The organism is Rheinheimera mangrovi, assembly GCF_003990335.1.
GTDB classification, from domain to species: Bacteria; Pseudomonadota; Gammaproteobacteria; order Enterobacterales; family Alteromonadaceae; genus Pararheinheimera; species Pararheinheimera mangrovi.
Genome location: NZ_CP034683.1, coordinates 1,264,906 through 1,290,778, shown reverse-complemented (window position 1 = coordinate 1,290,778; position 25,873 = coordinate 1,264,906). Strand labels below are relative to the sequence as shown.

Annotated in this window: 16 protein-coding genes; 11 read left to right on the top strand and 5 right to left on the bottom strand. The window is 46.9% G+C overall.

Features of this window, described 5'->3' with window-relative positions; all coding sequences use genetic code 11:
• Positions 1–191: 191 nt before the first annotated feature.
• The 10 genes from EK374_RS05825 (at position 192) to EK374_RS05780 (ending at position 17,644) form a co-directional block, all read left to right on the top strand.
• Entirely contained in the window at positions 192–3,101 is a 2,910-nt protein-coding gene (locus tag EK374_RS05825; protein WP_127021006.1) for a TonB-dependent receptor plug domain-containing protein, read from the top strand.
• A gap of 64 nt (positions 3,102–3,165) precedes the next feature.
• Positions 3,166–4,647: a putative basic amino acid antiporter YfcC gene (gene yfcC / locus EK374_RS05820; protein ID WP_127021004.1), complete on the top strand. Its 1,482-nt coding sequence runs from the start codon at positions 3,166–3,168 to the stop codon at positions 4,645–4,647.
• 9 nt (positions 4,648–4,656) lie between these two features.
• Complete coding sequence (gene iadA / locus EK374_RS05815; RefSeq protein ID WP_127021002.1) at positions 4,657–5,838, top strand: beta-aspartyl-peptidase; 1,182 nt, start codon at positions 4,657–4,659, stop codon at positions 5,836–5,838.
• Positions 5,839–6,066: 228 nt separating this feature from the next.
• Positions 6,067–6,993 (top strand): GTP cyclohydrolase FolE2, encoded by a 927-nt coding sequence (folE2, locus tag EK374_RS05810; protein WP_127021000.1) that lies wholly within the window; start codon positions 6,067–6,069, stop codon positions 6,991–6,993.
• A gap of 499 nt (positions 6,994–7,492) precedes the next feature.
• Positions 7,493–11,959 (top strand): glutamate synthase large subunit, encoded by a 4,467-nt coding sequence (gene gltB, locus EK374_RS05805; protein ID WP_127020998.1) that lies wholly within the window; start codon positions 7,493–7,495, stop codon positions 11,957–11,959.
• A 10-nt stretch (positions 11,960–11,969) separates the two neighbouring features.
• Complete coding sequence (locus tag EK374_RS05800; protein WP_127020996.1) at positions 11,970–13,382, top strand: FAD-dependent oxidoreductase; 1,413 nt, start codon at positions 11,970–11,972, stop codon at positions 13,380–13,382.
• A 217-nt stretch (positions 13,383–13,599) separates the two neighbouring features.
• Positions 13,600–15,507: a propionyl-CoA synthetase gene (locus tag EK374_RS05795; RefSeq protein ID WP_127020994.1), complete on the top strand. Its 1,908-nt coding sequence runs from the start codon at positions 13,600–13,602 to the stop codon at positions 15,505–15,507.
• Between the two features lie 44 nt (positions 15,508–15,551).
• On the top strand, positions 15,552–16,580 hold the full coding sequence (locus EK374_RS05790) for a DUF2804 domain-containing protein (protein ID WP_127020992.1): 1,029 nt from the start codon (positions 15,552–15,554) through the stop codon (positions 16,578–16,580).
• Positions 16,581–16,648: 68 nt separating this feature from the next.
• Positions 16,649–16,912, top strand: a complete 264-nt coding sequence (locus EK374_RS05785; protein ID WP_233280344.1) for a TIGR03643 family protein — start codon at positions 16,649–16,651, stop codon at positions 16,910–16,912.
• Positions 16,913–16,921: 9 nt separating this feature from the next.
• Positions 16,922–17,644: a cupin domain-containing protein gene (locus tag EK374_RS05780; protein ID WP_233280343.1), complete on the top strand. Its 723-nt coding sequence runs from the start codon at positions 16,922–16,924 to the stop codon at positions 17,642–17,644.
• Between the two features lie 4 nt (positions 17,645–17,648).
• Here the strand turns inward: EK374_RS05780 and EK374_RS05775 are convergent, their stop codons facing one another.
• Complete coding sequence (locus tag EK374_RS05775; protein WP_127020990.1) at positions 17,649–18,710, bottom strand: alpha/beta hydrolase family protein; 1,062 nt, start codon at positions 18,708–18,710, stop codon at positions 17,649–17,651.
• Positions 18,711–18,990: 280 nt separating this feature from the next.
• Between EK374_RS05775 and EK374_RS05770 the strand changes: the two genes are divergently transcribed.
• Positions 18,991–21,528: an EAL domain-containing protein gene (locus tag EK374_RS05770; RefSeq protein ID WP_127020988.1), complete on the top strand. Its 2,538-nt coding sequence runs from the start codon at positions 18,991–18,993 to the stop codon at positions 21,526–21,528.
• Positions 21,529–21,586: 58 nt separating this feature from the next.
• On the opposite strand, the gene EK374_RS05765 is transcribed toward EK374_RS05770, so the two are convergent.
• The 4 genes from EK374_RS05765 to EK374_RS05750 all read right to left on the bottom strand — a co-directional run bounded on the left by EK374_RS05765 (position 21,587) and on the right by EK374_RS05750 (position 25,706).
• Positions 21,587–22,054: a hypothetical protein gene (locus EK374_RS05765; protein ID WP_127020987.1), complete on the bottom strand. Its 468-nt coding sequence runs from the start codon at positions 22,052–22,054 to the stop codon at positions 21,587–21,589.
• Between the two features lie 23 nt (positions 22,055–22,077).
• The gene (locus tag EK374_RS05760; RefSeq protein WP_127020985.1) at positions 22,078–23,016 is read right to left on the bottom strand and encodes an SPFH domain-containing protein; all 939 of its coding nucleotides are present in this window, start codon (positions 23,014–23,016) and stop codon (positions 22,078–22,080) included.
• A 306-nt stretch (positions 23,017–23,322) separates the two neighbouring features.
• Entirely contained in the window at positions 23,323–24,534 is a 1,212-nt protein-coding gene (locus EK374_RS05755; protein WP_127020983.1) for an aspartyl protease family protein, read from the bottom strand.
• 50 nt (positions 24,535–24,584) lie between these two features.
• On the bottom strand, positions 24,585–25,706 hold the full coding sequence (locus EK374_RS05750) for a type 1 glutamine amidotransferase domain-containing protein (RefSeq protein WP_127020981.1): 1,122 nt from the start codon (positions 25,704–25,706) through the stop codon (positions 24,585–24,587).
• Positions 25,707–25,873: the final 167 nt, after the last annotated feature.

Here is a 25,873-nt window from a genome sequence, read left to right as displayed (position 1 = left end):
TGTCTCGCTACATATTACTACTCGTCCTACTACCTGTCGGAGTGGTTTAACGAGTAGCAAAACCACCAGCTAACTGCTGGGTGTTTTGCTATTTCAAACTAAATCACAATAACTAACAGCCTGCTGAAAATCACTCTGCAACACAGTTGCCGGAGCAGACAGTGCTGTACTGAAGCAACAGGTAATAAAAAATGTTGAAACCATCTATGCTTTCGCTGGCCGTTGCGGCTTGCTGCTTTTCCGTATCTGCTCAAACTGAAACTACAACTGAAAACGATTCAATAGAAAAAATTGAAGTCACAGGCTCCCGTCTCAAGGGCGTTGATTTAGAAGGTGCTCAGCCGCTGGTCGTGATCAGCAGCGAAGATATTAAAAAATCCGGCGCCAATACCATTTTTGATTTATTGAAAGGCATAGGCCAATTGAGAGGCGGTGACGGCACCTTTTCCACCAGTGAAAGTGGCGCAACCTCAACGTCAACTCCAGCAGGACAGGCAGCGGCATCATTGCGAGGTTTAGGCCCGGCTTCTACTTTGACGCTGATTAACGGCCGCCGTGTGGCAGCCAGCTCTTTTGCTGCAGGCACTCAGAACTTTGTTGATGTAAACAGTATTCCTTTAGCTGCTATTGAACGTATTGAAGTTTTAGCCACAGGCGCTTCGGCCATTTACGGTGCAGATGCTGTGGCTGGTGTTATTAACTACATACTGAAAAAAGATTATGAAGGCATTGAGCTTAATGCCTCTTATGGCGACAGTGCGGCGTCCAGTGATGAGAGCCGCCGTAACCTGAATCTGTTGTTTGGTCAGCAAGTCGCTGGAGGTCAACTGACTGTATTCGCTGATTATCTGGACCGTAACGCCTTTAGCGCTCAGGACAGAGAGTTTACCCGCACTCCCCTGCTACAAAGTTCGTATTCTTACCTGCCAAAAAACACACCCAATATTTATTACAACTCTGTCCGTTCAGGCAATGAACTGGCCACACCAGGCTGCGCTACCGAACTTGTCACCACTGAGTTTGGTGAGGAAATTTGTGCTTATTATCCGAATGAAGACGATCAGTTAAACTCAGATTTAACCAGTTATTCCACTGGTGCTGTTTTCCAGAAAGATTTTGGTGATATCAGCTGGTACACCGATGTATTTTTCAGCAACACCAAATCTGTCGCCCTCTCAAGCCCGGCTCCTATTAACCAACTGGATGACAGTGAAGGCCCGTATGTCGATGAAACAGCCTTAGATATTTTTGGCCCGGATATTCGTAACGAGCTGCTGGACCAACTCTATATAGACCCATTTGATACTGTTGCAGGCCGCGAGCTTTATGGTTTTGCTTTTGATGCCCGTTTTGGTACTCCACGCACTGTTGAAGTAGAAACAGACGCTTTGCGTTTAGTCAGTGCTCTGTCAGGTTCTGTTGGCGCCTGGGGCTGGGAATCTGCAGTGATGTACTCCGAATCAAAATCTGATCAACTTGCTACTCAAGGCGTTTACAACAGATATAAATACCACGCCGCTTTAGCAGGCGAGCTATGTTCAAACGGCACTATTGCCAGCTATAAGGCTGATAACGATAGTTTAAGTTGCAGCGGCTCTACAGGCGCTATGTACAACCCTTTCCTGCAAAACGATAGTAGCAACGAAGCTTTGCTGGCGCTTGCGCAGGAAATGCCAAGCCGTAAAGGTAAAAGCACTGTAGTCGGCTGGGATGCGCGTTTTAACGGTGATTTGATGGAATTTAACGATGGTGTCATTAGCTCTGCTTTTGGCCTGGAGATCCGTAAAGAAAAAATCACTGATACCCCCTCTGATAATGCGGTAGCCCGGGCTGAAAATGGTTATCTGGTTGATGTATTTGGTTTTGGTTCCAGTCTGTCAGCTGCAGAACGCACTCAATGGGCTGCATTTTCTGAATTCAACGTACCGCTGGCCAGTACTTTAGATATGCAATTAGCTGCACGTTATGATCACTTTAACGATTTTGGCAGCACATTTAACCCAAAAATTGGCTTTAGCTATCGCCCTGTAGAAGAACTGATTGTCAGAGCCTCCTATGCGACTTCATTCCGTGCGCCTTCCTTAACTCAGGCAGGTGTAAAACTCAGAACCACCACAGCAAACTTTGACTGTAGCGCCAACCAGGCTGTTGCTGATTTATTCTGTGAAGGTTTTGGTGATGAGCGCAGTAATAACGTGCTTGAGTTGGGTAACCCACAATTGCAGGCTGAAGAATCTGACTCCATCAGTTTAGGTTTCGCTTTAAGTATGTCGGAAGACAGTACTTTGACAGTCGATTACTGGCGCTTTGAGCATGAAAATCTGGTTAATACAAACATGACAGGTGTTCTGGCCCGCGCTATTGGAGATGCCTCATTCCGTCATTGTGGTTTAGTGCCTGAAGGCGCACAGGGTATTTCTTTTGATGAAGCCCTTTGTGATGTAACAGACAATGCAGGTCTGACTATTGAGCAAGATGGCGCCAATATGGCAGAAATACTGGATGCATGGGTCGATTACGACGATCCTCGCTTCGCAGAATTACCACTGTTCCGGGACCATATTTTGTTACTGGAAAATACCGGTGAGCAAACAGTCAGCGGTATCGATCTGGCATACGACCACAGCTTTAATACTGAAGTCGGAACTTTTGGCCTGAGTCTGGACGCTACTCATTATTTGTCTTTTGAACGCAACAAGGCAGGTTCAGATGAAATTGAAGAGCTGATTGGCACCTGGCGTTACCCTGAAACTCTGGCTGGTGTGCGCTTTAGCTGGTCTAAAGACAACTTTTTCAGCAGTGTAGCGGCCAATTACACCGACTCTTACGAAGATGATATAGAGGGTCTTCGTGGTCGCGAGCTGGATGAGTTAGATGATCTGGGCGTATTAAACGCAGAAGGTACACGTCAGGTCTCTTCCTGGACTACCTGGCGTCTTAATGTGGGATATGATTTTGCTAAAACAACAATCAGCTTTAATATCGACAACCTGTTTGATCGGGATCCACCAGTAGCTTATGGTTCAAGCCGCGGCTTTGACTCGATTAACCATGATGCTTTAGGCCGTAGCTTCCGTATTGCGCTTAGCCACAAGTTTTAACCGCACGCGAAGCTATTACAAATAAGCCGGGTCCAGGCCCGGCTGCATTTAACAGGTAAATCTCATGCAAGTTACAAGCAAAAAACCGGTCAGCATGCCGGACGCTTTTGTCATACTTTTTTTTGTGATGATAGCGGCAGCTATTGCGTCTCATCTAATCCCGGCTGGTTATTTTCAACTGTTACCGGAGAACGTAAATGCAGCAGGTGAAACGGTTAAAGCCCGTATTGACCCCAATAGTTTTCAGCTGGCAGTTGAACAAAATAAAGCAGTGCCCTTGTTTGGTGAAGGCGGTCAGGTTGGCTTTTTAAACTACGCCTTTGAAGGTCTGGTTTCAGGCGACAAAATGGGTGCAGCTATTGGTGTTATTGCCTTTATTCTGCTGACTGGTGGTGCCTTTGGCATCATTATGAAAACAGGTGCTGTTAATAACGGTATTCTGGCGTTAATAGCTAAAACTAAAGACATAGACTTTCTATTTATCCCTCTGATGTTTCTGCTGTTTTCTTTGGGCGGCGCGGTTTTTGGCATGGGTGAAGAGGCCATTGCCTTTTGTATAGTGCTGCTGCCTTTAATGCTTGCTTTGGGTTACGACGCTATCACCACTGTGCTGGTCACCTATATTGCCACTCAGATTGGTTTTGCCACCTCCTGGATGAACCCTTTTAGCGTGGCTATAGCTCAGGGAATTGCCGGTTTACCTTTAATGTCAGGTGCAGATTACCGTATTGTGCTTTGGCTGCTATTCACCTTATTTGGCATCATCTTTACCATGCGTTACGCTGCCAAAATTAAAAAGAAGCCACAGCTTTCCGTCAGTTTTGAGTCAGACCAAAAACTTCGTGCACAGCAACAAGAACAACAAAGCAGCCATTTTGGCAAATTAGACGCCGCCATCTTATTGCTGTTTGTCGCAGGTATTATTTGGGTGATTTGGGGTGTGGTAGCGCGAGGCTACTATATTCCGGAAATTGCCACGCAGTTTTTTGCTTTAGGTATAGCCACAGCGGTTTTGGCTATAGCCGGAAAACGTATCACGGTGAATGAATCGGCTGATGCCTTTAAACAAGGGGCAGCTGAGTTATTACCAGCCGCCATGATTGTAGGTATGGCCAAAGGCATAGTGTTGCTGTTAGGAGGAGACGACGCAACGGAACCGTCTATACTCAATACTTTATTGCATTACGCTGGCAGTAGCTTTGAAGGCGTATCCAGTTATGTTTCCGCCTGGTTTATGTTGATATTCCAGTCGGTGTTTAACTTCTTTGTCACTTCAGGTTCAGGTCAGGCTGCTTTAACTATGCCTCTGGTTGCGCCTTTGGCCGATATAGTTGGAGTATCCCGCCAAATTGCCGTTTTAGCCTTTCAATTGGGAGATGGTTTAACCAACTGCATAGTGCCTACCTCTGCGTCTTTAATTGGCTGTTTAGGTGTAGTGAGAGTTGACTGGATGTTATGGGCAAAGTTTGCCTGGCGTTTGCAGCTATGGCTTTTTGCCTTTGCAAGCACAGCTGTGCTGGTCGCAGTTGCCATTGGTTATAATTAAGGACAAAGAGTGAGTACAGTAAAACTATTTAAAAATGCCCATCTGATAAGTCCCAAGGATTTGGGCACCATGGATCTGTTAGTTGCAGGCCACCAGATTGCAGCCATACAACAAGGTTTAAACATAGGCAACAGCAATTTACCTGTCGAAATAATAGATGCCAGCCACTGTTATCTGGTACCAGGTTTTGTCGATTCTTTAGTGCATTTTATCGGCGGCGGCGGCGAAGGTGGTTTTGCCAGCCGTACTCCTGAAATGCAGTTAACAGACGCTACTTTAGGTGGAATAACCACAGCCATTGGTGTTTTGGGCACAGACGCGACCACCCGGACTTTAACTAATCTTTTAGCCAAAGCTCATGCGTTGGAAACTGAAGGTATCAGCACTTATTGCCATACTGGCTCTTATGAAATTCCGTGCCGTACTTTAATGGGCACTATCACGGATGACCTGATCCTAATCGACAAGTTTATAGGCGTTGGCGAGATTGCCATCAGTGATTTCCGTTCTTCCCAGCCGACCATTGAAGAACTACGTAAAGTGGCAGCTGCAGCTAAAGTAGGTGGCATTTTGTCCGGCAAAGCCGGTGTAGTCAGTGTACACGTAGGCAGCGGTGAGTCGTTATTACAGCCGCTGTGGCAAGCAGTAGCAGGCACAGAACTGAAATTATCGCAGTTCTACCCTACCCATATAAACCGCAATGAGGCACTGTTTCAGGCAGGTCTTGAGTTTGCTAAAGCCGGAGGCGTGATTGATTTTACCACCAGCACCACAGCTTATGATCTGCAGCATGGCGAAGTGGCAGCAGCAGAAGCTTTAGCCCGGGCTTTGCAAGCCGGAATACCAGCTATGAACCTAACTTTAAGCTCAGACGGTAATGCCAGTTTGCCTGTTTATAACAACGATGGAGTATTAGTTGGGCTTGAAGTTGGCAAAGTACAAACTTTATATCAGGTGGCCCGCCAGGCAGTGTGTGAATTAAAGGTGCCTTTATCAGATGCCATCACTGCTATTACAGCAGCACCAGCCGCAGTACTAGGACTAAAACACAAGGGACGTATTGCCGTAGCAATGGACGCAGACTTAGTACTATTGAATAAAAGTGATTTAACCATTCGTGATGTTTTTGCCAAAGGTCGCCAATTGGTAAAAGACGGCAAGGCAATAGTCAAAGGCACCTTTGAGCAATAACTTCAGTACCAAAGAGTTGAATTTCCGTTTCTGCATCCCAATTTAGCGAATATCCGACAGATTTAGTCGGGTATTCGCTTTTTTCGTTTAAGCTGTTCGAAAAAAATCAGCTTATATTGCACAGATTTTATACCGGCCGCCACGGCAAAATATGGTATAAAGTGCGCCAAATTTTCAGCGGGATCATGTTGCACATGATCTATGCATTTGATGGACATTGGAGTATTCATGCCGACCACTATGCCAGATATAGCTAACCATTCATCCGCCACCACTGAAGGTGTCCTGGAATGGGTTGGCATGAGCAATATTGAACTGCCACTGATGTTGAGTGTGGCGGGAGAAGCACCACGTCAGGTCAGCGCCAAAGTTGAAGCTTTTGTGAACTTAAAAGATCCAAAAGCCAAAGGCATTCATATGTCACGGCTTTATCTGTTGCTGGATCAACTGTCGATTGAATCCAGTTTAAGTTTTGCGACTTTAAGCGAACTGCTGCACGAATTTATCAGCAGCCATGAAGACTTAAGTACTCATGCTTTTGTGAAATTTGACTTTGAACTGCATTTACGCCGCAAAGCGCTGATCACTGAAAAACAAGGCTGGAAAGCTTACCCTGTGACTATCACTGGTCAGTTAAAAGATGGCAAGCTTGGAGTAGAGATGAAGGTCGATGTGCCTTATTCATCTACTTGTCCTTGTTCAGCAGCTTTAGCCCGCCAACTTATTCAGGAAGCTTTTGTGGCTAAGTTTGCCGGTCACGCTCAGGTCAATGCTGAACAAGTGAAAGACTGGTTAGGCACCACTCAGGGCATAGTGGCTACACCACACAGCCAACGTTCTGTGGCTGAAATAAAAGTACAGTTGAACTCAAAAGTCACGGACTTCCCAGTGATTGCATTAATTGATGCCATTGAAGATGCATTGCAGACTCCGGTGCAAGCTGCAGTTAAACGCGCAGACGAGCAGGAGTTTGCCCGCTTAAACGGTCAGAACCTGATGTTCTGTGAAGATGCAGCCCGTCGTTTAAAACACGCATTAAACCAACTGACTGAATTTGACGATTTCTGGCTACGAGTGAATCACTATGAGTCTTTGCATGCTCATGATGCTGTAGCAGTGACAGTCAAAGGTGTTTCAAACGGTTATCACGCATAAGTTTCGCATAAAAATATCTGTTAAATTACAGAAAAAGGCCGCATCCGCGGCCTTTTTTTTCGAGCAAAGCCAGAAAATCCAACAAAAACCTCTTGATTTTGTAATTTTATTACAATATTGCGTTATAACAATCTTCGGCAAAATAGTCAGTTAAATGCGCCAGACTGGTCTTGCAATTTCCGTCCAATCTGGGTATATCTAATTGTCTATTTATGGATAGACGTCTAAACGCCATAAAAACAACTATGCGGACCACCTAACTGACTGAAACAAGAGCTGTTGTTTTCTTTCAGGGATAAAAACGCCAAATAAAAGAATAATAATTCATAAATTTAACATTTTTACCCACGCACAGATGATATTGCAGCGCTGTAACAAGTGATGGAACTTCAGAAACATGGACTTACTGTGTGCTTGAAGTGACCCAGCTGGTTTACAAAGCAGCGGTTTCAAAGGCTCTGGGTATATTTATTTTACAGGACAGGTTGGAGGAAGAGTCATGGCGTTGTATCACCACAGTCAAGCAAGAGAGAACTGTGGCTTTGGTCTGATCGCTCATTTAGAAGGCGTCGCCAGCCACCGTATTGTGCGCACTGCAATTAGCGGTTTAGACCGTATGCAGCACAGAGGTGGAATTTCAGCGGATGGGAAAACAGGTGATGGTTGTGGCCTGTTAATGCAAAAACCCGACAGTTTTTTCCGTGCTATTGCAGAGGAAAAAGGCTGGGTTTTGGGCAAAAAGTATGGGGTGGGCATTTTTTTCTTAAGTCAGGATCCGGTCAAAGCCGAACTGGCTCGCGCTATTATTGAACAGGAAATTACCCGTGAGACACTGACCCTGGTCGGTTGGCGTGATATGCCAACGGACAGCTCTGTGCTGGGCGATTTAGCGTTAAGCTCTATGCCACAAATTCGCCAGGCATTTGTCAGTGCACAGCCGGGCTGGAGCGAACATGATTTAGAGCGTCGCCTTTATATGGTCAGACGCCGTATCGAAAAACAGCTGACAGACGATGCGGATTTTTATATCCCCAGCTTTTCTTGTCTGGTCACCGTATTTAAAGGCCTGATGATGCCGGCAGATTTGCCGCGTTTTTATCTGGACTTAGCAGACGTTCGGATGGAAACCGCTATTTGTGTATTCCACCAGCGCTTCTCTACTAACACTATGCCACGTTGGGCTTTGGCTCAGCCATTCCGCTTTTTAGCGCATAACGGCGAAATTAATACCATTACAGGCAACAGACAATGGGCCCGCGCCCGTCAGTACAAGTTTGCGTCGCCTTTATTACCTGACTTACCAACAGCTGCGCCTTTTGTCAGCCAGTCGGGTTCCGACTCCAGCTCTTTAGATAATATGCTGGAATTGCTGCTGGCCGGTGGTATGGATTTGTTCCGTGCTATGCGCTTGCTGGTGCCGCCAGCATGGCAAGGCAACAAAGTAATGGACGATAACTTAAAGGCCTTCTACGAGTTTAACTCCATGCATATGGAGCCTTGGGATGGTCCTGCCGGTATTGTTATGACCAATGGTCAACATGTGGCCTGTAACTTAGATCGCAACGGCTTGCGCCCTGCCCGCTTTGTTATTACCAAAGACAAATTAATCACGCTGGCTTCTGAAGTTGGCATCTGGGATTACACACCTGATGAAGTGCAGGAAAAAGGCCGCGTTGGCCCGGGCGAAATGCTGGCTGTGGATACGCAGACAGGAAAAATCTGGCGCTCAGAAGAAATTGACCAGGATTTAATGGTTCGCCACCCGTACCGCAAATGGTTGTCCACCAACGTGCAGCGTTTAGTACCTTACGAGCAGTTTGAAACTGACTTAATAGGAAAACGTGTCTTTACTGACGATCAGATGATGGTGTTCCATAAGCTGTTTAACTACAGCTATGAAGAAATTGAACAGGTTGTCACTGTACTGGCAAAAGACGGTCAGGAAGCTGTAGGTTCTATGGGTGACGACACGCCAATGGCTGTGTTGTCGCAAAAAACCCGCACTTTCTACGACTACTTCCGGCAGTTATTTGCGCAGGTGACCAACCCACCTATAGATCCATTACGTGAAGCTCATGTGATGTCGCTGGCGACCAGCATAGGCCGTGAACATAACGTATTCAGTGAAACTGCAGGTTATGCCCGCCGTATTCAGTTTGAATCGCCTGTGATGATGTACAGCGATTTAAAACAGTTAAAAGCAGCCGACGAGAAATACTACAAACACCATATTATTTCACTGAACTTCGATCCTAAAGAGGAAGATCTGGAAACAGCTGTGCGCCGTGTTTGTGCTGAAGCTGTGCGCGTGGTGCGCGAAGATAAAGTCGTGCTGGTGATCTTAACAGACCGCCGTATTGAACAAGGCCTGATCCCTATTCCGGCAGCTATGGCCGTGGGCGCTGTGCATCATGCTTTGGTCGACAACCAGCTGCGCTGCGACTCGAATATTATTATCGAAACCGCAACCACCCGTGACCCACATCACTTTGCTGTATTAGTCGGCTTAGGCGCTACAGGTATCTATCCATTCCTGGCCTATGAGACTATTGAGCAGCTGGTGGAAAAAGGCAGTATCAATTTAACAGCCCGTCAGGCTGTATTGAACTACCGTAAAGGCATTAATAAAGGCCTGTACAAAATCATGTCAAAAATGGGTATTTCGACTGTAGCGAGTTATCGCTGTTCGAACCTGTTTGAGGCTGTGGGTATTAACCAGAACGTGATGAAGCTGTGTTTCCCTGATTTACCTTCCCGTATTCAGGGCGCCGACTTTGCCGACTTCCAGCAAGACGTACAAATCCGCGCTAACAGTGCCTGGTTAAAACGTAAACCGCTGAACCACGGTGGCCAGCTGAAATATGTGCATGACGGCGAATACCATGCTTACAACCCTGATGTAGTGCAAAGCCTGCAAAAAGCTGTTCGCAGCGGCAAATATGCCGATTACAAAGTCTACTCAGACTTCGTTAATCAGCGCCCTGTCGCGCATTTACGCGACTTATTCAGCTTAAACAAAGCCAATGCTACTCCTGTCGATTTGGAGCAAGTGCAGCCTGTTGAGGCTCTGTATCCGCGTTTTGACAGCGCCGCTATGTCTATAGGTGCATTAAGCCCTGAAGCTCATGAAGCTTTGGCTATAGCGATGAACCGTTTAGGTGGCCGTTCTAACTCAGGTGAAGGTGGTGAAGATCCACGCCGTTTTGGTACTGAGAAAAACAGCAAAATTAAGCAGGTGGCCTCAGGTCGTTTTGGTGTGACACCACATTATCTGGTGAACGCTGAAGTGATTCAGATCAAAGTAGCTCAGGGCGCTAAGCCGGGCGAAGGTGGTCAGTTACCTGGCGAAAAAGTCACAGCTGAAATTGCGCGTCTGCGTTATTCAGTGCCAGGTGTGACGCTGATTTCACCACCGCCACATCACGATATTTATTCGATTGAAGATTTGGCTCAGCTGATTTTTGACTTAAAACAAGTCAACCCGGAAGCGCTGATTTCTGTGAAGTTAGTGTCTGAACCAGGTGTTGGTACTATTGCCACAGGTGTGGCTAAAGCCTATGCCGATTTAATTACCGTCTCAGGTTATGACGGTGGCACAGGCGCAAGCCCGCTGACCTCGGTTAAATACGCTGGTTCGCCATGGGAGCTGGGTTTAGCTGAAGTGCATCAGGCTCTGGTTGAAAACGGTTTACGTGACAGGGTTCGGCTGCAAGTGGACGGTGGCTTAAAAACTGGTTTAGACGTGGTCAAAGCCGCTATTTTAGGTGCTGAAAGCTTTGGTTTTGGTACTGGCCCTATGGTGGCTTTAGGCTGTAAATTCTTGCGGATTTGCCACCTGAATAACTGTGCGACAGGCGTAGCAACTCAGGATGCCACTTTACGCCGCGATCACTTCAATGGCTTACCAGAAATGGTAATGAACTACTTTAAGTTCTTATCGCATGAAGTGCGTGAACTGATGGCAGAACTGGGCGTAACCTCGTTAGAGCAACTGATTGGTCGTACCGACTTATTATCAGTTCGTGAGGCAGAAACTCAGAAACAACTGAAACTGGATTTAAGCCCAATCTTATTGGCCTCTGGCGTTAAATCAGATAAATCCTTGTTCTGCGTACAAAACAACGACCCATTTGACGATGGTGCTTTAAACCAGGAACTGGTGAAACGCTGCGCCGATATGGTGAAGTATAAAACAGGTGGTCGCTTAACAGTACCTATCCGCAATACCGACCGCTCAGTGGGCGCCGCTTTGTCTGGTTTTATTGCCCGTCATCATGGCAATCAGGGCATGGCGACCGACCCTATAGTAGTGAACTGTATTGGTACTGCAGGTCAGAGTTTTGGTGTCTGGAACGCTGGTGGTTTGCATTTATCCCTGCAAGGGGATGCCAACGACTATGTAGGTAAAGGCATGACAGGCGGCCAGATTGCGATATTCCCGCCTAAAGGTGTTAGCTACGCCAAAGACGACGCCACTATAGCAGGCAACACCTGTTTATATGGCGCTACTGGCGGGCGTTTCTACGCTGCAGGCCGCGCAGGTGAACGTTTTGCCGTACGTAACTCAGGCGCCATAGTAGTTGTAGAAGGCACAGGCGATAACTGCTGTGAATATATGACTGGTGGTGTGGTACTGGTATTAGGTCAGACAGGCGTCAACTTTGGCGCAGGTATGACAGGTGGTTTTGCTTATTTATTAGATGAACAGGATGACTTATGCCTGCGGGTGAACCCTGAACTGGTGGAAGCGCTGGAGGTCAGCACACCAATTCTGCAGGAACACTTACGTAGCTTGTTGCATCAACACGTTGAAGCGACCGGTAGTGAAAAAGCGCACCGGATCCTTACGGATTTCAACAACTACTTAAGCAAGTTCAAACTGGTAAAACCCAAAACAAGCGACGTCAATACCTTGCTTGGTCACCGCGCACGCTCTTCCGATGAGCTGCGGGTTCAGGCGATGTAAGGGGGCAATAATGGCACAGAATGTTTATCAATTTATCGATGTAAAGCGGGTTGACCCACCAAAGAAGTCACACCGCGAACGGACTATTGAGTTCGTAGAAATTTATCAGCCTATGACAGACACACAAGCCTCAGGTCAGGCTGACCGTTGCCTGGACTGCGGTAACCCTTACTGCGAGTGGAAATGCCCGGTGCATAACTATATTCCGCAGTGGTTAAAACTGGCGAACGAAGGCAAGATTATTGAAGCGGCTGAATTGTCACATAAAACCAATAGCTTACCTGAAGTTTGTGGCCGGGTTTGCCCGCAGGACAGGTTATGCGAAGGCGCCTGTACCCTGAACGAAGGTTTTGGCGCAGTTACCATAGGTTCTATTGAAAAGTACATTAACGACAAAGCCTTTGAAATGGGCTGGCGGCCGGATTTATCGGCCGTGGTCAAAACTGGCTTAAAGGTCGCAGTGATAGGTGCAGGCCCTGCTGGTTTAGCTTGTGCAGACGTGCTGATCCGTAATGGCGTTACCCCTGTGGTATTTGACCGTTATCCGGAAATTGGTGGCTTATTAACCTTTGGTATTCCACCTTTTAAACTGGAAAAAGACGTACTGAAATTACGCCGCGAAATCTTCACAGCTATGGGTATTGAGTTCCGCTTAAATACCACAGTGGGCGTGGATGTCAGCTTTGACAGCCTGCTTGAAGAATACGATTCAGTGTTCTTGGCTTTAGGCACTTACACCCCTATGCAAGGCGGCTTAGTCAACGAAAAAGCTCCAGGTGTGTACGAAGCTCTGCCTTATCTGATTGGTAATATCAACAATCTGATGGGCTGGCAAACCGAACACCAGTATGTGAATCTGGCGGGCAAAAAAGTGGTGGTCTTAGGCGGTGGTGACACCTCGATGGACTGTGTGCGCACTGCGATTCGTCAGGGTGCAAGTAAAGTCACATTAGCTTATCGCCGTGACGAAGCCAGCATGCCGGGCTCACGCAAAGAAGTACAGAACGCCCGTGAAGAAGGTGTGGAATTTATGTTTAACCTGCAGCCGCTCGGCATTAAGTTAAACAACGAAGGCCAGGCCTGCGGAGTTGAAGTAGTCACTACTGCTATGGGTGCTGCCGATGCCAAAGGCCGCCGTAACGCCGAAGTAGTACCTGGTTCAGAGCAGGTACTAGAAGCCGACGCCGTCATCATAGCTTTTGGTTTCCAGCCGAGCCCACCGCAGTGGTTAAAAGATATGGGTGTTGAGCTTGATGACAAAGGCCGCGTCGTGGCCAGCGAAAAAAGCACTTACCCACTTCAAACCAACCAGCAAAAAATCTTTGCTGGTGGCGATATGGTGTTAGGCTCAGATCTGGTCGTTACCGCCATAGCTCAGGGTCGTAAGGCGGCTGAGGGGATATTGGATTACCTTCAGGTCTGATTTTGTAGGGTGCGGGGCTTGTCCCCGCCCGTCCTAAATTCGAATCAATAAAGGGCATCAGCGAACAGTGATGCCCTTTTTGTTTTCTGTTTTGTTTCCTTTTTCACCTACACCTAAAGTCTATGCACCTTAAGTCTTAGTTCGCTTTACATCTTAATTCGCTAAAGTAAGGGGATAAGAAAAGCATAAATCTAACTAAAAACTGACAGGGTACCCTATGACTCCAAACTCATCGCTTTATCAGCTGCATAAGCAGCAGGCCAAAGATGCTCCAGAGCAGTTCTGGGAAGAGCAAGCCAACAAACTGGCCTGGTATCATAAGCCAAAGACCATCTTAAAAAAGCTCGATCAACATCATTATCAATGGTTTAGCGACGGCGTGATGAACACCTGCTATATGGCGCTGGATTATCAGATTGAACAAGGTCGTGGTAATCAAACAGCACTGATTTACGACTCACCAGTTACCGGTACCACAAAAAAATACAGTTACTTGCAGCTGTGGGATCAAGTGACGATGTTTGCGGGCGTACTCAAAGCCAATGGGCTGGAAAAGGGGGATCGGGTAGTAATTTATATGCCGATGATCCCACAAGCTGCCATAGCTATGTTGGCTGTCGCCCGTTTAGGTGCAGTGCACTCTGTTGTTTTTGGTGGTTTTTCGTCGCATGAACTGGCGATGCGTATAGATGATGCAGAGCCCAAACTTATTATCAGCGCTTCCTGTGGCATCGAAATTAACCGCATTATTGCCTACAAACCGATGCTGGATGAAGCTTTGCAAAAAGCCAGTCACAAGGTGCAGTGCAGCATTGTGTACCAGCGTCAGCAGCAGCCTTGTGATTTAGTTGCTGGGCGGGATTTGGATTGGCAACAGCAAATGCAACTGGCAGAACCTGCTGCCTGCGTACCAGTGCTTGGCACAGATCCGCTGTATATTTTGTATACCTCAGGCACTACCGGCAAACCCAAAGGCGTTGTGCGGGACAATGGCGGCCATGCTGTGGCTTTAAGTTACAGCATGCAGGCCGTGTATGATACTAAGCCTGGCGATGTATTCTGGGCGGCCTCAGACGTCGGCTGGGTGGTGGGCCACTCCTATATTGTTTACGCGCCCCTGCTCGCAGGTTGCACTACTGTATTGTACGAAGGCAAACCTGTATTTACACCGGACGCCAGCGCTTTCTGGCGAGTCTGCGCCGAACATCAAGTGAATGTGCTCTTTGCTGCCCCCACCGCATTTCGGGCTATTCGCAAAGAAGATCCGGAAGCTACGCTTCAAACTTATGATTTATCCGCACTAAAGTATATTTTTATGGCGGGAGAGCGGCTTGATCCTGCCACTTACCATTGGGTAGTCGATAAAACAGGCAAACCAGTGATCGACCACTGGTGGCAAACCGAAACCGGTTGGCCTATCAGTGCGAATCCGGCTGGGCTTGAATTAATGAATGCCAAAGCAGGTTCGTCCACAGTGCCTGTACCAGGTTTTAATGTGGAAATTCTGGATGAAAGCGGCTTAACTGTGCCAGCCAATCAGCAAGGCTTTATAGCGCTAAAACTGCCTTTACCCCCTGGCTGCTTAAGCAGTATCTGGGGTAATGACGAACGTTTTGTTGAAGGTTATTTATCGACTTTCCCTGACTATTACGCCAGTGGCGACGGTGGTTACATAGATGACGAGGGGTATTTGTTTGTGATGGGCCGCACTGACGATGTAATAAACGTCGCTGGGCATCGCTTATCCACAGGCGAAATGGAGCAGATAGTCGCCAGCCACCCTGCAGTCGCCGAATGTTGTGTTGTAGGTATTTATGAAGCTATTAAAGGCCAGCAACCTTTGGCTATGGTGTTAGTGAAAAATGGTGTGGATATCAGTGAAAGCCAGCTTGAGGCTGAACTTATTGCTATGGTGCGACAGGAAATAGGTGCTGTAGCCTGTTTTAAAAAAGCTATTATCGTTCAACGTTTACCTAAAACCCGCTCCGGCAAAATATTGCGTAAATTGCTGCGACAAATAGCCACTGGCAGCGACTATACAGTGCCATCCACTATAGACGACCCAGCCTGTTTACCTGAGCTTGCAGAGCTGATGTTGCAAAAGGATTTAATTGGCAGTCAGTGATAGCTTTGCAGTAAAGTAAAACAAAATCTTTATTGCAAAACTTTATGACCACTTATCAGCCACTAGTTACAGCAGCACCATTACAACTTATTCAAACCAATGGCCAACCGGCCCTTGGTTTGTTTGATGCATCCGTCGCTGACTTTAATCTGCAGGATTTTGTTTACCTAAACCTTATGGATAACAAAGCCAGCACACTAGCCCGTTATTTTCACTACAAACAGTTTCAGTTTATTTGTGTCACTGGTTCTGATTGGTTGCTGGCAGTGGCTATTGCTGATATTCGGTATGCCAACTCAGGTTTTGCGTATTTGTATCGCTTTGACACAAAGCAGGCTGTCAGCAAAGGCCTGTTATTACCCGGTGCTTTGGGCTGCCGGATGAGTGACTCCCCTTCAGCAGGCGACGCCAAACAACACTTTGCGGCTTACAAAGTGGTAATAAAAAACAGCCCAACTGACTGGCAATTAACTATTGATACCAAAGAGTTAAAAGCCTGTTTAACCATAGAAAAAGCCAGCCAAATGCCTTTGGCTTTATGTGCAGCTACGGGCTACAACGGCTTTACTTACACCGAAAAATCCAATGCCTTAAAGGTGACTGGCTCACTCGAACTTCAGGGCAAAACGTTGGATTTAACTCAGGCTTTAGCGGGTTATGATTTTTCAGCAGGTTTTATGCGCCGCCAAACCTGTTGGCGCTGGGCCAGTATCAACGCCATGGTCGAAGGTACAGCTTTTGGTTTGAATATGGCAGCTGGTGTCAACGAAACCGGGCTTTGTGAAAATGCGCTCTGGTTTAATGGCCACATTCAGCATTTAAGCCCAGCCACTTTTGTCTTTGATCGCAAAGACGATACCAAAGCATGGCAAGTCAGTAGTCTTTGCGGTGAAGTTCAGCTTGAATTTCAACCTTTGTATTGCCGTCAGGAGAAGGTCAATATTGGCTTACTGGCTAGTAACTTTCGTCAGTATGTTGGGCTTTATACGGGCTTTGTGAAGCTGCAAAATGGCACAAAATTACAACTCAATGCGGTCAAAGGCCTGGCAGAAGATCATTATGCCAAGTGGTGATTTTTCTGGTCCAGTTCGCTATAAGTAACGTAAAAACGGCACTTACCTTTAGTAGAAGTAACAACAGCTTGAGTACTTTTAATACTGAATACAGCCCGGAAGACTTGTCCCATATTATTGAAATGGCGTGGGAAGACAGAACTCCTTTTGAAGCTATTGAAAATTTATATGGTTTAAACCAGCACCAGTTAATTGAGCTAATGCGTAAAGAACTAAAACGCAGCAGCTTTCAGTTATGGCGTAAACGCACCACAGGCCGCACCACCAAACATGTAAAGCTACGATCGCCTGAAATTAACCGAGCTTATTGCCCCAGCCAATACAAGAGATAAATCAACCCCATGGCTTTATTACCCTGGACTCAAATGAGCGCCGAAATCAATACAGATTTAAGTCTGCGCGTAGTGCAACCCCCAGAGCAAGCGCTCTGGTATGAATCTCCTGCCAAAGATATTCACAGAAGACCTTTGGACAGAATAGGCGTAGAAGTCGCCAAAGCCAGCAGCATAGTGCGTTATTTACCTGGCAGTCAGTTTGCTTTACACCAGCATGGTGGCGGTGAAGAAATTCTGGTACTTGAAGGTACTTTTTCTGATGAATATGGCGATTACCCAGTTGGTACTTACTTACGTAACCCACCTGGCACTTCACACGCACCTTTTTCCAAAGAGGGGTGTTTACTACTGGTGAAACTTTGGCAATTCAACCAAGGCGACACAGAGCAGCTTTGTATCAGACCAGAACAACAGCAATGGCTGCCAGGTTTGGTACCGGGCCTACAAGTTTTGCCTTTGCATCAGTTTGATGGCATCAACACTGCCTTAGTGCGCTGGGCACCTAACACCAGATTCCAGTCTCATATTCATGCTGGTGGTGAAGAAATTTATGTACTAGAAGGCGTGTTTCAGGACGAGTTTGGCATTTACCCAAAAGGCAGTTGGTTACGCAGCCCACGCTGGAGTAAACACCAGCCTTTTACCGGCGTTGAGGGTGCGCTGATTTATGTCAAAGTCGGGCATTTGGGCGCAGAGTTGTTGGGAGATCAACTCAGTGCCCAAAGCTAACAACTTAATTCAACACCGCCACTAAATCTGAGCGGATAAAGTCGGACAACACAGGTTGATGCTCACGGGCCCAAATGCTCATAGCACGGCCATCGCCAGTGGTGACTTGTTCGATAAAAGCGCTGGATAAGGCCTGAGTAGCAGCTTTGATCACCTGCTGCTGAGGCGCTGTATCGGAGTCGCGACGCCAGCCTGAAAAAATGTTATGGCTGCCTGAGCTGAATACGGCCAATACTTTGTAGCTGCTTGCCATAGCGTAATACAGCTCGAACCTGTCCGCCGGTGCAGAGTAATACCCTGGCACCTTAATTTCGTCTTCAGTGGTGGTGATATGCAAAGTTGGAATAGTGACTTGTGCCAGCACCTGTTCTAAAGGCTGGTCGTTATAAAAAGGTGGGGCTGAAATTAAAATAGCAGCCTTAATACGGTCATCTTTCAGGCTGATTAAGTTGCCGTTTTGCTCCACTTGTGCGCCACTTAACAGCATGGAGGTATTGGCACCATAAGAATGCCCCGCCATCATAATATTCTGGCTGTCAAAATCTGCTGCGTATTCTGAAGCTAAGATCTGATCCAATGCAAACTTCACATCCTGCACTCTGGCTAAAGCTTCAGTTTCATCTGCTGCGTCCATCAAACGAAATGGCAGTAGCAGTCTGTTGCCACGCCACACTTTGCGGTCGCTGCCATCGTGCTGCACATGCAAACTGGCGTAGCCCTGACTGGCCCAGTATTGCCCCAAATAAGCGTAGCGCTCTTTCGAACCGCCTAAACCATGAGAAAACACTATTAAAGCTTTGGCTTTTTGCTGATGAGCAGGTTTAAACAATAAAGCTGGCACTACGCGGGATCTGCTTTCGTCTAACCAGTCAAAGCTGACTTCATCAATAGTTGCGGCTAAGCTTTGTGCCACTTCCGTTGAATGCTGCACAGAAGGTAAGTTTAATTGCTGCTGCCAAACGACTGAACTTACATTCTGTTTGTGCGAACAACCACTTAAAGACAGCACCAAAGCACCTATCAGTGTGGCAACGCCTAATGCTTTAATCCTAGTGTGAGTTCGCATAAAAAGTCCTCTTCGATGAAACTTACCTTATTAACCCCACTGACTATGACAAAAGTGGCTCAGGGTCTGGTTGCGCTTTTAAATCGGTGTACAGCTCAATTCAGGCTGCAAGTATCAACCTCTGTTGCGCAAATAAAAAGCAATAAAAATTGATGATGCTATTCAATAAATTCGAACAAAGTTTTTGGCTATGGAAATTCTGTTAAATTAATCAATTTGTGCGTTGCATCTGTGATGCAGCCAGCTAAGGTTAAATCAGGTGCCTTCTGTTTGAGTTGTTATGACTGTCCGCCAAAACTCTTTGTTCAAAACTTTATTTTTCCTGATCTTATGCGCCCTGCTGCTGACGATGTTGCTGCTGTTTCATCTGCTGCCGCAGCAAATGTTAAAGCCCCTGAACGATCTACATTATTTTCCCGTTACAGAACAAACCTCAGAGTTGCAACAGCTGCTGTTCCAGCCCGCAGATCAATGGCAACTGTTACCCAGCAATACAGCCAGTCTGGGTTATCAACAGGGAGCGTATTGGTACAAAACACGCCTGACGGCCAGCAGCTCAGAAACAGCCTTGTCAGTGCAGGCGCCTTTTTTGGACAAGCTGGAGCTTTATGTGCTGGATCAGCAATTAAACGTGCTGCAAAGCTATCGATTGGGCGATCAGCAACTTTACAAGCTACGGCCTTTGCCTACGTTGAACTTTGTTATTCCACTTCCGGCCAGCAACGACGATTTATGGCTTTTTGCCAAAGTGAGTAATCAGGGAGCCAATATGTTGCCGCTTGAGCGAAGCAGCATTCAGCAAATGGAACAGCAAGAACATCTGGCCGTGTTTATCCATAGTTTGTTCAGCGGTATTTTTTTGTGCCTGATTGCGCTTTCAGCTGGCCTTTATCTGATTTACCGCCATAGCTATTTTTTAGCCTTCTCCGGTATGTTTTTAACTGTCGTATTAATCCAGCTGGAAATTAACGGTTTATTGTTTGCTTATGTCTGGCCAGATTCGCCTGAGTATAATCTGGTGATTGAATACGGCGCAGTATTTGGGTCCTTGTTTGCGTCAGGTTTTATGTTGTCTTTTTTTCGCAATACCACAAACTGGCTGATCTGGCCTTTTCAGTTGACCCGGCTTTTTGCTGTTTTATTGCTTCTCGCCAGCCCATGGCTTGGGGCCTATTGGCTGAAAAAAACCGGCATTGAGCTGACAGCACTGACAGGCAGTCTAATGTTAGTTGCCAGTTTCTGGCTGCTACATAAACGTCATGCGAATGCATTGTTTTTTTCTATGGCGTTGCTCACCATGCTGACTGGCGTGGCGGTAATTATTCTGCGTAGTAAAGGCTATTTACCTGCAGTGATGCTGACCAATTCAGCGATGGAAATAGGTAACGCTTTATCCGCCTTGTTTTTTGTCTTTGCCATGCTGCAAAACCTGCATTTAGAAAAAAACAAAAAAATTGCCTTTCAGCAGCAAATTCTTGATCAGCAACAACATATTCAAAACATGCAACAAAAAGCACTGCAGCAAGCTTTAACAGAACATATCTCTGATTTACCCAATAAAAGAGCTCTGCTTAACAGGCTTGAACAGCTGAACGAACAACGAGACAGCAATTTTTATCTGGTGATGATTGTACATCAGCGCTTTCGCCAGATAGAGCGGGCTTTAGGGGTGGAAGAAGCCAATCATACCATCACAGGCTTTAGCAAATTGCTGAAACGTTGGAGTGAACAACAACGTCAGACAGAAACGCACTACCCCAGCATATTTGCGCTGGAGCGGGACAGTTATGCCGTGTTAATAGCACCAACAGATTTTCGCTCGCAGTTTGAGCAATTACGCCAACAACTCGATGCTTTACTGAAAGTCGATAATCTGCAACTGGATTTAGGTTCAGTATATAGCTCAGTGCATTACCCAGCAGATTGCGCCAAAGCTTCAGATACACTGGATTTAGCGCTCGCGGCCATAGAACATGCCGATAGAGCTGGTGATTATTTACCTTATGAACCTTTGTATCTGGAGCAAAATCTGGAGCATATCCACTTACTGTCGGAACTGAATATTGCGCTGCAAGACGATTTATTGGAATTGTATGTGCAACCAATACTGGATATGAAGCAGCAAAAAATTCATGCCGCTGAACTATTGATCCGCTGGTATCACCCCAAAATGGGCCAGATCTCACCTTCAGATTTTATTCCTCTGGCTGAACAAACCGGCATGATTAGTCAGGTGACTGAATGGGTATTGGATAAGAGCATAATACTGCAAAAACAACTGACTGATGCTGGAGCTAATCTGCGGCTGTCGATGAACATATCGCCGCTGGATTTAAGAAATGCAGCCTTGATCTCACGAGTGATAGAGGCGGTAAAAAGCACCAGCTATTCTAGTGTGCCACTGCAACTGGAGCTGACTGAAACAGCCTTTGTTGATCTGGTCAATGACTCAGAACAAGCACTTAAACTGCTGGAGCGCTCCAATATTCGTATTTCTCTGGATGATTTTGGTGTGGGGCAATCCTCTTTAGCCCGATTGCAAGGCTTACCTTTGGGTGAACTTAAGATAGACAGGGATTTGCTTTGCCAGGCAGTCAGGCTCAATGACGATACCGTACTAAGATATGCAGTAATGCTGGGTAAATCTCTGCAGCTGTATACTGTGGTAGAAGGCGTGGAGACTTTAAAAGAACTGGAGTTTGTCAGACGCTTGGGGGCAGATGCGGTGCAAGGCTATTTATTGGCTAAACCTATGCCTTTTGCAACCTTTAGCAAGTGGCTGCTTGATTTTGATCAACAAGGTTTTAGATTGAGTTAAAAGCCCGACTGGGCTTCTAACTCAGAATAATGCTGGTTTTACAGCATATTTTTAAGCGTTATTTCGTTTTAACCAGCAGAACGCCAACAGCAGCTGAGCTAATCAGTACAGCCTGACCGGCATCTACTGCAGTTGCTGGGTCATCCGGGTCAAGCCGTACCCGCCATTCCAGACCACAAAACTGAATATGACTGTCGCTGTCTTTATGCGCCTGCTCTGTCAGGATCAGTTCGGTGCCAACGAAGTCCGAGATAGTGCTGTCTTCCTGCAAGCGAATACCGGTTTTTTGCAGTTTACGCAGAGGCTTCCACAGCAGCACTGCTGACAAAGCCGTCAGCATCGCTAAACTTAATAGCACCAGACTGGTGTCTTGCGGTAGCACGCCGCTCCAGATCAACGCTGCACTGACAAAAGCGCCAATAGCTAAAGCCAGTAACACCTCCAGTACGCCCGGTATTGCAAATGGCAATAACGCCAGACATAACAAAGCCAATAACAATAAGCCTGATAGCAGATTCAGTTCCATAGATTCAGTTCCTTAGATAATCCTTAGGATAAAACCCCGGATTTTTGAATAGCAGCCACTACACCCAAAGCTTCGGCTACTGTGTTGCCGGCTGAAGATTTATCGTTATCCATCAACACTACAGTGGACTCACGGGCTATAGCTTTTTTCGCTGCAATAGCTTCAGTGGCTAAATCCAGTAATACGGCAGCCTGACCTTCTGTGGTTGCTGCGGCCTCACCTATCATGGTTAAAGCTCTGGCTTTGGCTTCTGCCACTAAAGTAATAGAACGGGCTTCCCCTTCAGCTTTCAGTACCTGCTGCTCCCGCTCCGCTTCAGCAGCTAATACAGTAGCTTGCTTATCACCTTCAGCTATATTGATGGCAGCCTGACGTTTCCCTTCAGAATCCAGAATAGAAGCGCGTTTTTCCCGCTCAGCCCTCATCTGTTTTTCCATTGCATCTAAGACTGAAGCTGGCGGGTTAATATCTTTAATTTCATAACGCATCACCTGCACACCCCAGGCCGCAGACGCCTGATTAATAGCATGGATAATTTTTACGTTCAGGCTGTCACGTTCTTCAAAAGTTTTATCTAAATCCAGCTTACCAATTTCAGAACGCATCGAAGTTTGTGCCAGTTGGATCACTGCATACACATAGTTATCAATACCGTAAGATGCTTTGTAAGGCTCCATTACTTTGATATACAACACACCGTCTATCGTCAGGCTGATATTGTCTTTGGTAATAGCCGACTGGCTTGGGATATCTATGGCACTTTCTTTTAGCGACACCTTGTAAGCAATACGATCGATAAAAGGAATAACAAACTGCAGACCAGCTGTTTGAGTCTCGTAGTATTTACCAAGACGTTCAATGATATAAGCCATATTTTGCGGCAGTATGATCACTGTTTTGCCAATCAGGATCAACACAGCCAACACCAAAGCACCTGTGACTATTAAATTGGTTTCGAGCATAACTCTTCCTTAAAAATAAACTACGAAATCTAAGTTATAGCTTAACGGATTTCCGCAACCTTTAAAGAATAATATTCAAGTTATTAACAATTATTCTCTGACTGTGCCCAGGCCCAGTGTTAGAACACCAGGTTTTAAGCTACTGGCCCTAAAGCGCCACAACTGCAAACAACTTTTGTCATGGAACAAGGACGCAGTCCGCGCGCGTTGGAAAAAGGCTAATTTTAAGGTTTTGGGGAAGTGAAAATTGGATTGTGAGTTGTCACTTTAGGCCTGTGCCTCAAGTAATGGCCCCCTAACCAGCCATCAATCAGCAGTGAGTCCGATGCTCCGGCAATCCGCAGTTGCACGGCACAAAGTCAAAGACCCGGCTTTGCTACTCAAGTCCAGCCAAGCCAGTTTGCTGATATCTGCCGAGGCGATTCCATTGATTTGCAGTACTTGGTCCCCTACTTTCAGCCCCCCTTGTAACGCCGTATTGAGGTTGTCGCGCACGATAAACCGCCCGTTCTGCAGCTTGCGAAGCTCAAGGCCTGTCAGATGAAACCTCGCCTGAAACGGCTGTTGTGGCAGTGGTTGCAGTAACCAACGCTGTGAAAGATAGTCGAGCACCAACCTGCGCTGCATCAGCACACCGCTACCGACCAGCCACCAGTCATCTTCATCATCGGCCGGCAGAATATTAACTGGTACCTGCGCCATGGTTTGATCGCCGAGCTGCAACGCAGTGATTTTTCCGCGCTGATTAGGATGGCGGCCGCTCATGCCAAAATCAGCACCTTCCCGCAGTTTGCCATCCAGTTGGATGTGTTGATTGTCGAGATAGGCCTGATTGATTTTCAGATAATGCCGGCTACCGGTATCGAGCAGCAGTTCTTTGTCGATGCGGGTTTGACTGTTGAACTGCAACGAACTTTGCACCACCACTTTACGCCAGGAGATGGTAAAAGGTTGCATTTGTTCGTTTTTGGCCGCCTGATCAGGCTGCGGCGACAGGCTAATTTGCCCGGCGTTACGATTAAACACCCAGCTAAAATGCCGCAGCAGATCATGACCAATCACGCCATCATAAGTGGCTTCCTCTGGCGTTAAAAAGTATCCGGTGCTGGCCATTTGGATCATCGCCACCTGTACTTTTTCAAACAAGGCCGGTCCCACTGCAACCGATGCAAGTTCGGTCTGAAAGGCTGCAGAGTCTTGTTGCTGACCAAAACCACCGACTTCAAGCGGATAGCCTTGCTGCAGCTGCAATTGCCGCACTGGCGCAGTGTCCCACAACAATGAGAAACTGGCTCCGGTATCGAGCAAAAGTTTCAGTTCAATTGTGCCATTGACCAAGACCTGGATATAAGGTTTGTAGCCGTTAAATTCAGCTGTGAGTTGTGCTGTGGCCTCGCTGCTGTTCCACTGGGGTTGCAGATCACCATTGGCTTGTCGCAAGCGTAAATTATTGGCAATGCCGCAGCCGGTCACACACAACAGCAACAGCAATAACATCAGTGTCTGCCGGATAAACATCAGAGTCTTTGCCGGAAAAGGCTACAGAAAAAAATCCATCTATTTGCTCCTTATTGCTGTGCCTGTTGCATCTGTTGCTGATTTTTGATCTGTTGGGTTAAGCGCAACAACGAGACACTTTGTGTCCACTCGCCAGCCATGGCGCCAACCAGCGCCATCGTCACGACCAAATTACGTTGTAATGGACCATCTGCCAGCTGTAGTTCGATTTGGCTCTGCGCTGCAGCAAGTCCCTGGCTCTGATGTGTTTGCAGCAATTGCATGGTGCGCTCCTCCGCACTGGCGAGTCGTGGCAATAGTTCTACCCCCAAAGCCCGCACTGTCGCTTCAGCCAGCTGCCACACCGACCAGGGGTTTTGACCTGTGATGAGTTGCCCATCAATGACCAGATTAGGTAAATAACGTGGGCCTTCAGCAAACAACGCGCCTTGTTGTTCAAGTTTGCTTTGTAGTAAAAATGAAAAGCGGTTTTCTGCGTCGCTCATCAGCAGTAATTCTTCAGCATTAGTAAAGCCGGTGACTTTTTTTCCGGTCAGCCAGGGCGTACCGTCGCTATTGGTCAGCAAAGCCAAAGCGGCCGGGCCATGACAGACGGCCACTACCAGTTTTTGCTGCGCCACCATCGCCTGCGCCAACCGGGCAATCTGCGGTTCTTGCGGTAAGTCATACATGGCGCCTTTGCCACCAACAAAATAAATCGCTTGATAATCTTCCGGGTTCACATCCGCCAGTTTGATGGTATTGCGGGCTTTTTGCATCGCTGTGGCATCGTTTAAAAAAGCGTAATCAAACTCCGCCATATCGTCGTCATCCAGTACCCTTGGCGCGTCGCCGCCTTGCGGGCTGGCAATATCTACGGCAAAACCATTGGCCAGTAACACCCAATAAAACCGCGATAGTTCTGTCAGCTCATAGCCGGTTTTTTTAATTTTTCCGTCCACCACTGCAGGTGGATAAAACGCGGTACTGGTGACCACGGCTAATACTCTGCCGCGGGGGTTCGTGCCGGCTTGCGCTGCCAGAGACTGCTGTAAATACGCAATCTGCCCGGCTTGACTGGTACGAACATCGGTTGCCGCCTGACTGGTGTCGATTAAACTCCAGAGCCAGGCTGCTGCGGCAGCAATCAACAGCACCACCACTCCCAATCCGGCTAAAATTTTCTTCCACATGATTGACTTCCATTTTTGCTGAGCGCAGTTATTGAGTTCCGGCACGGTAACCTAGCCGGTGACTGCTGCAATTGAAGGTCAAGTCTGCCAGTTCAAATGTGAAAGCTATGTCAAATTTTGTTGAGCACTGTGATTAAGCAGCGTTGCTGAGAAAAAATAAAAATGGC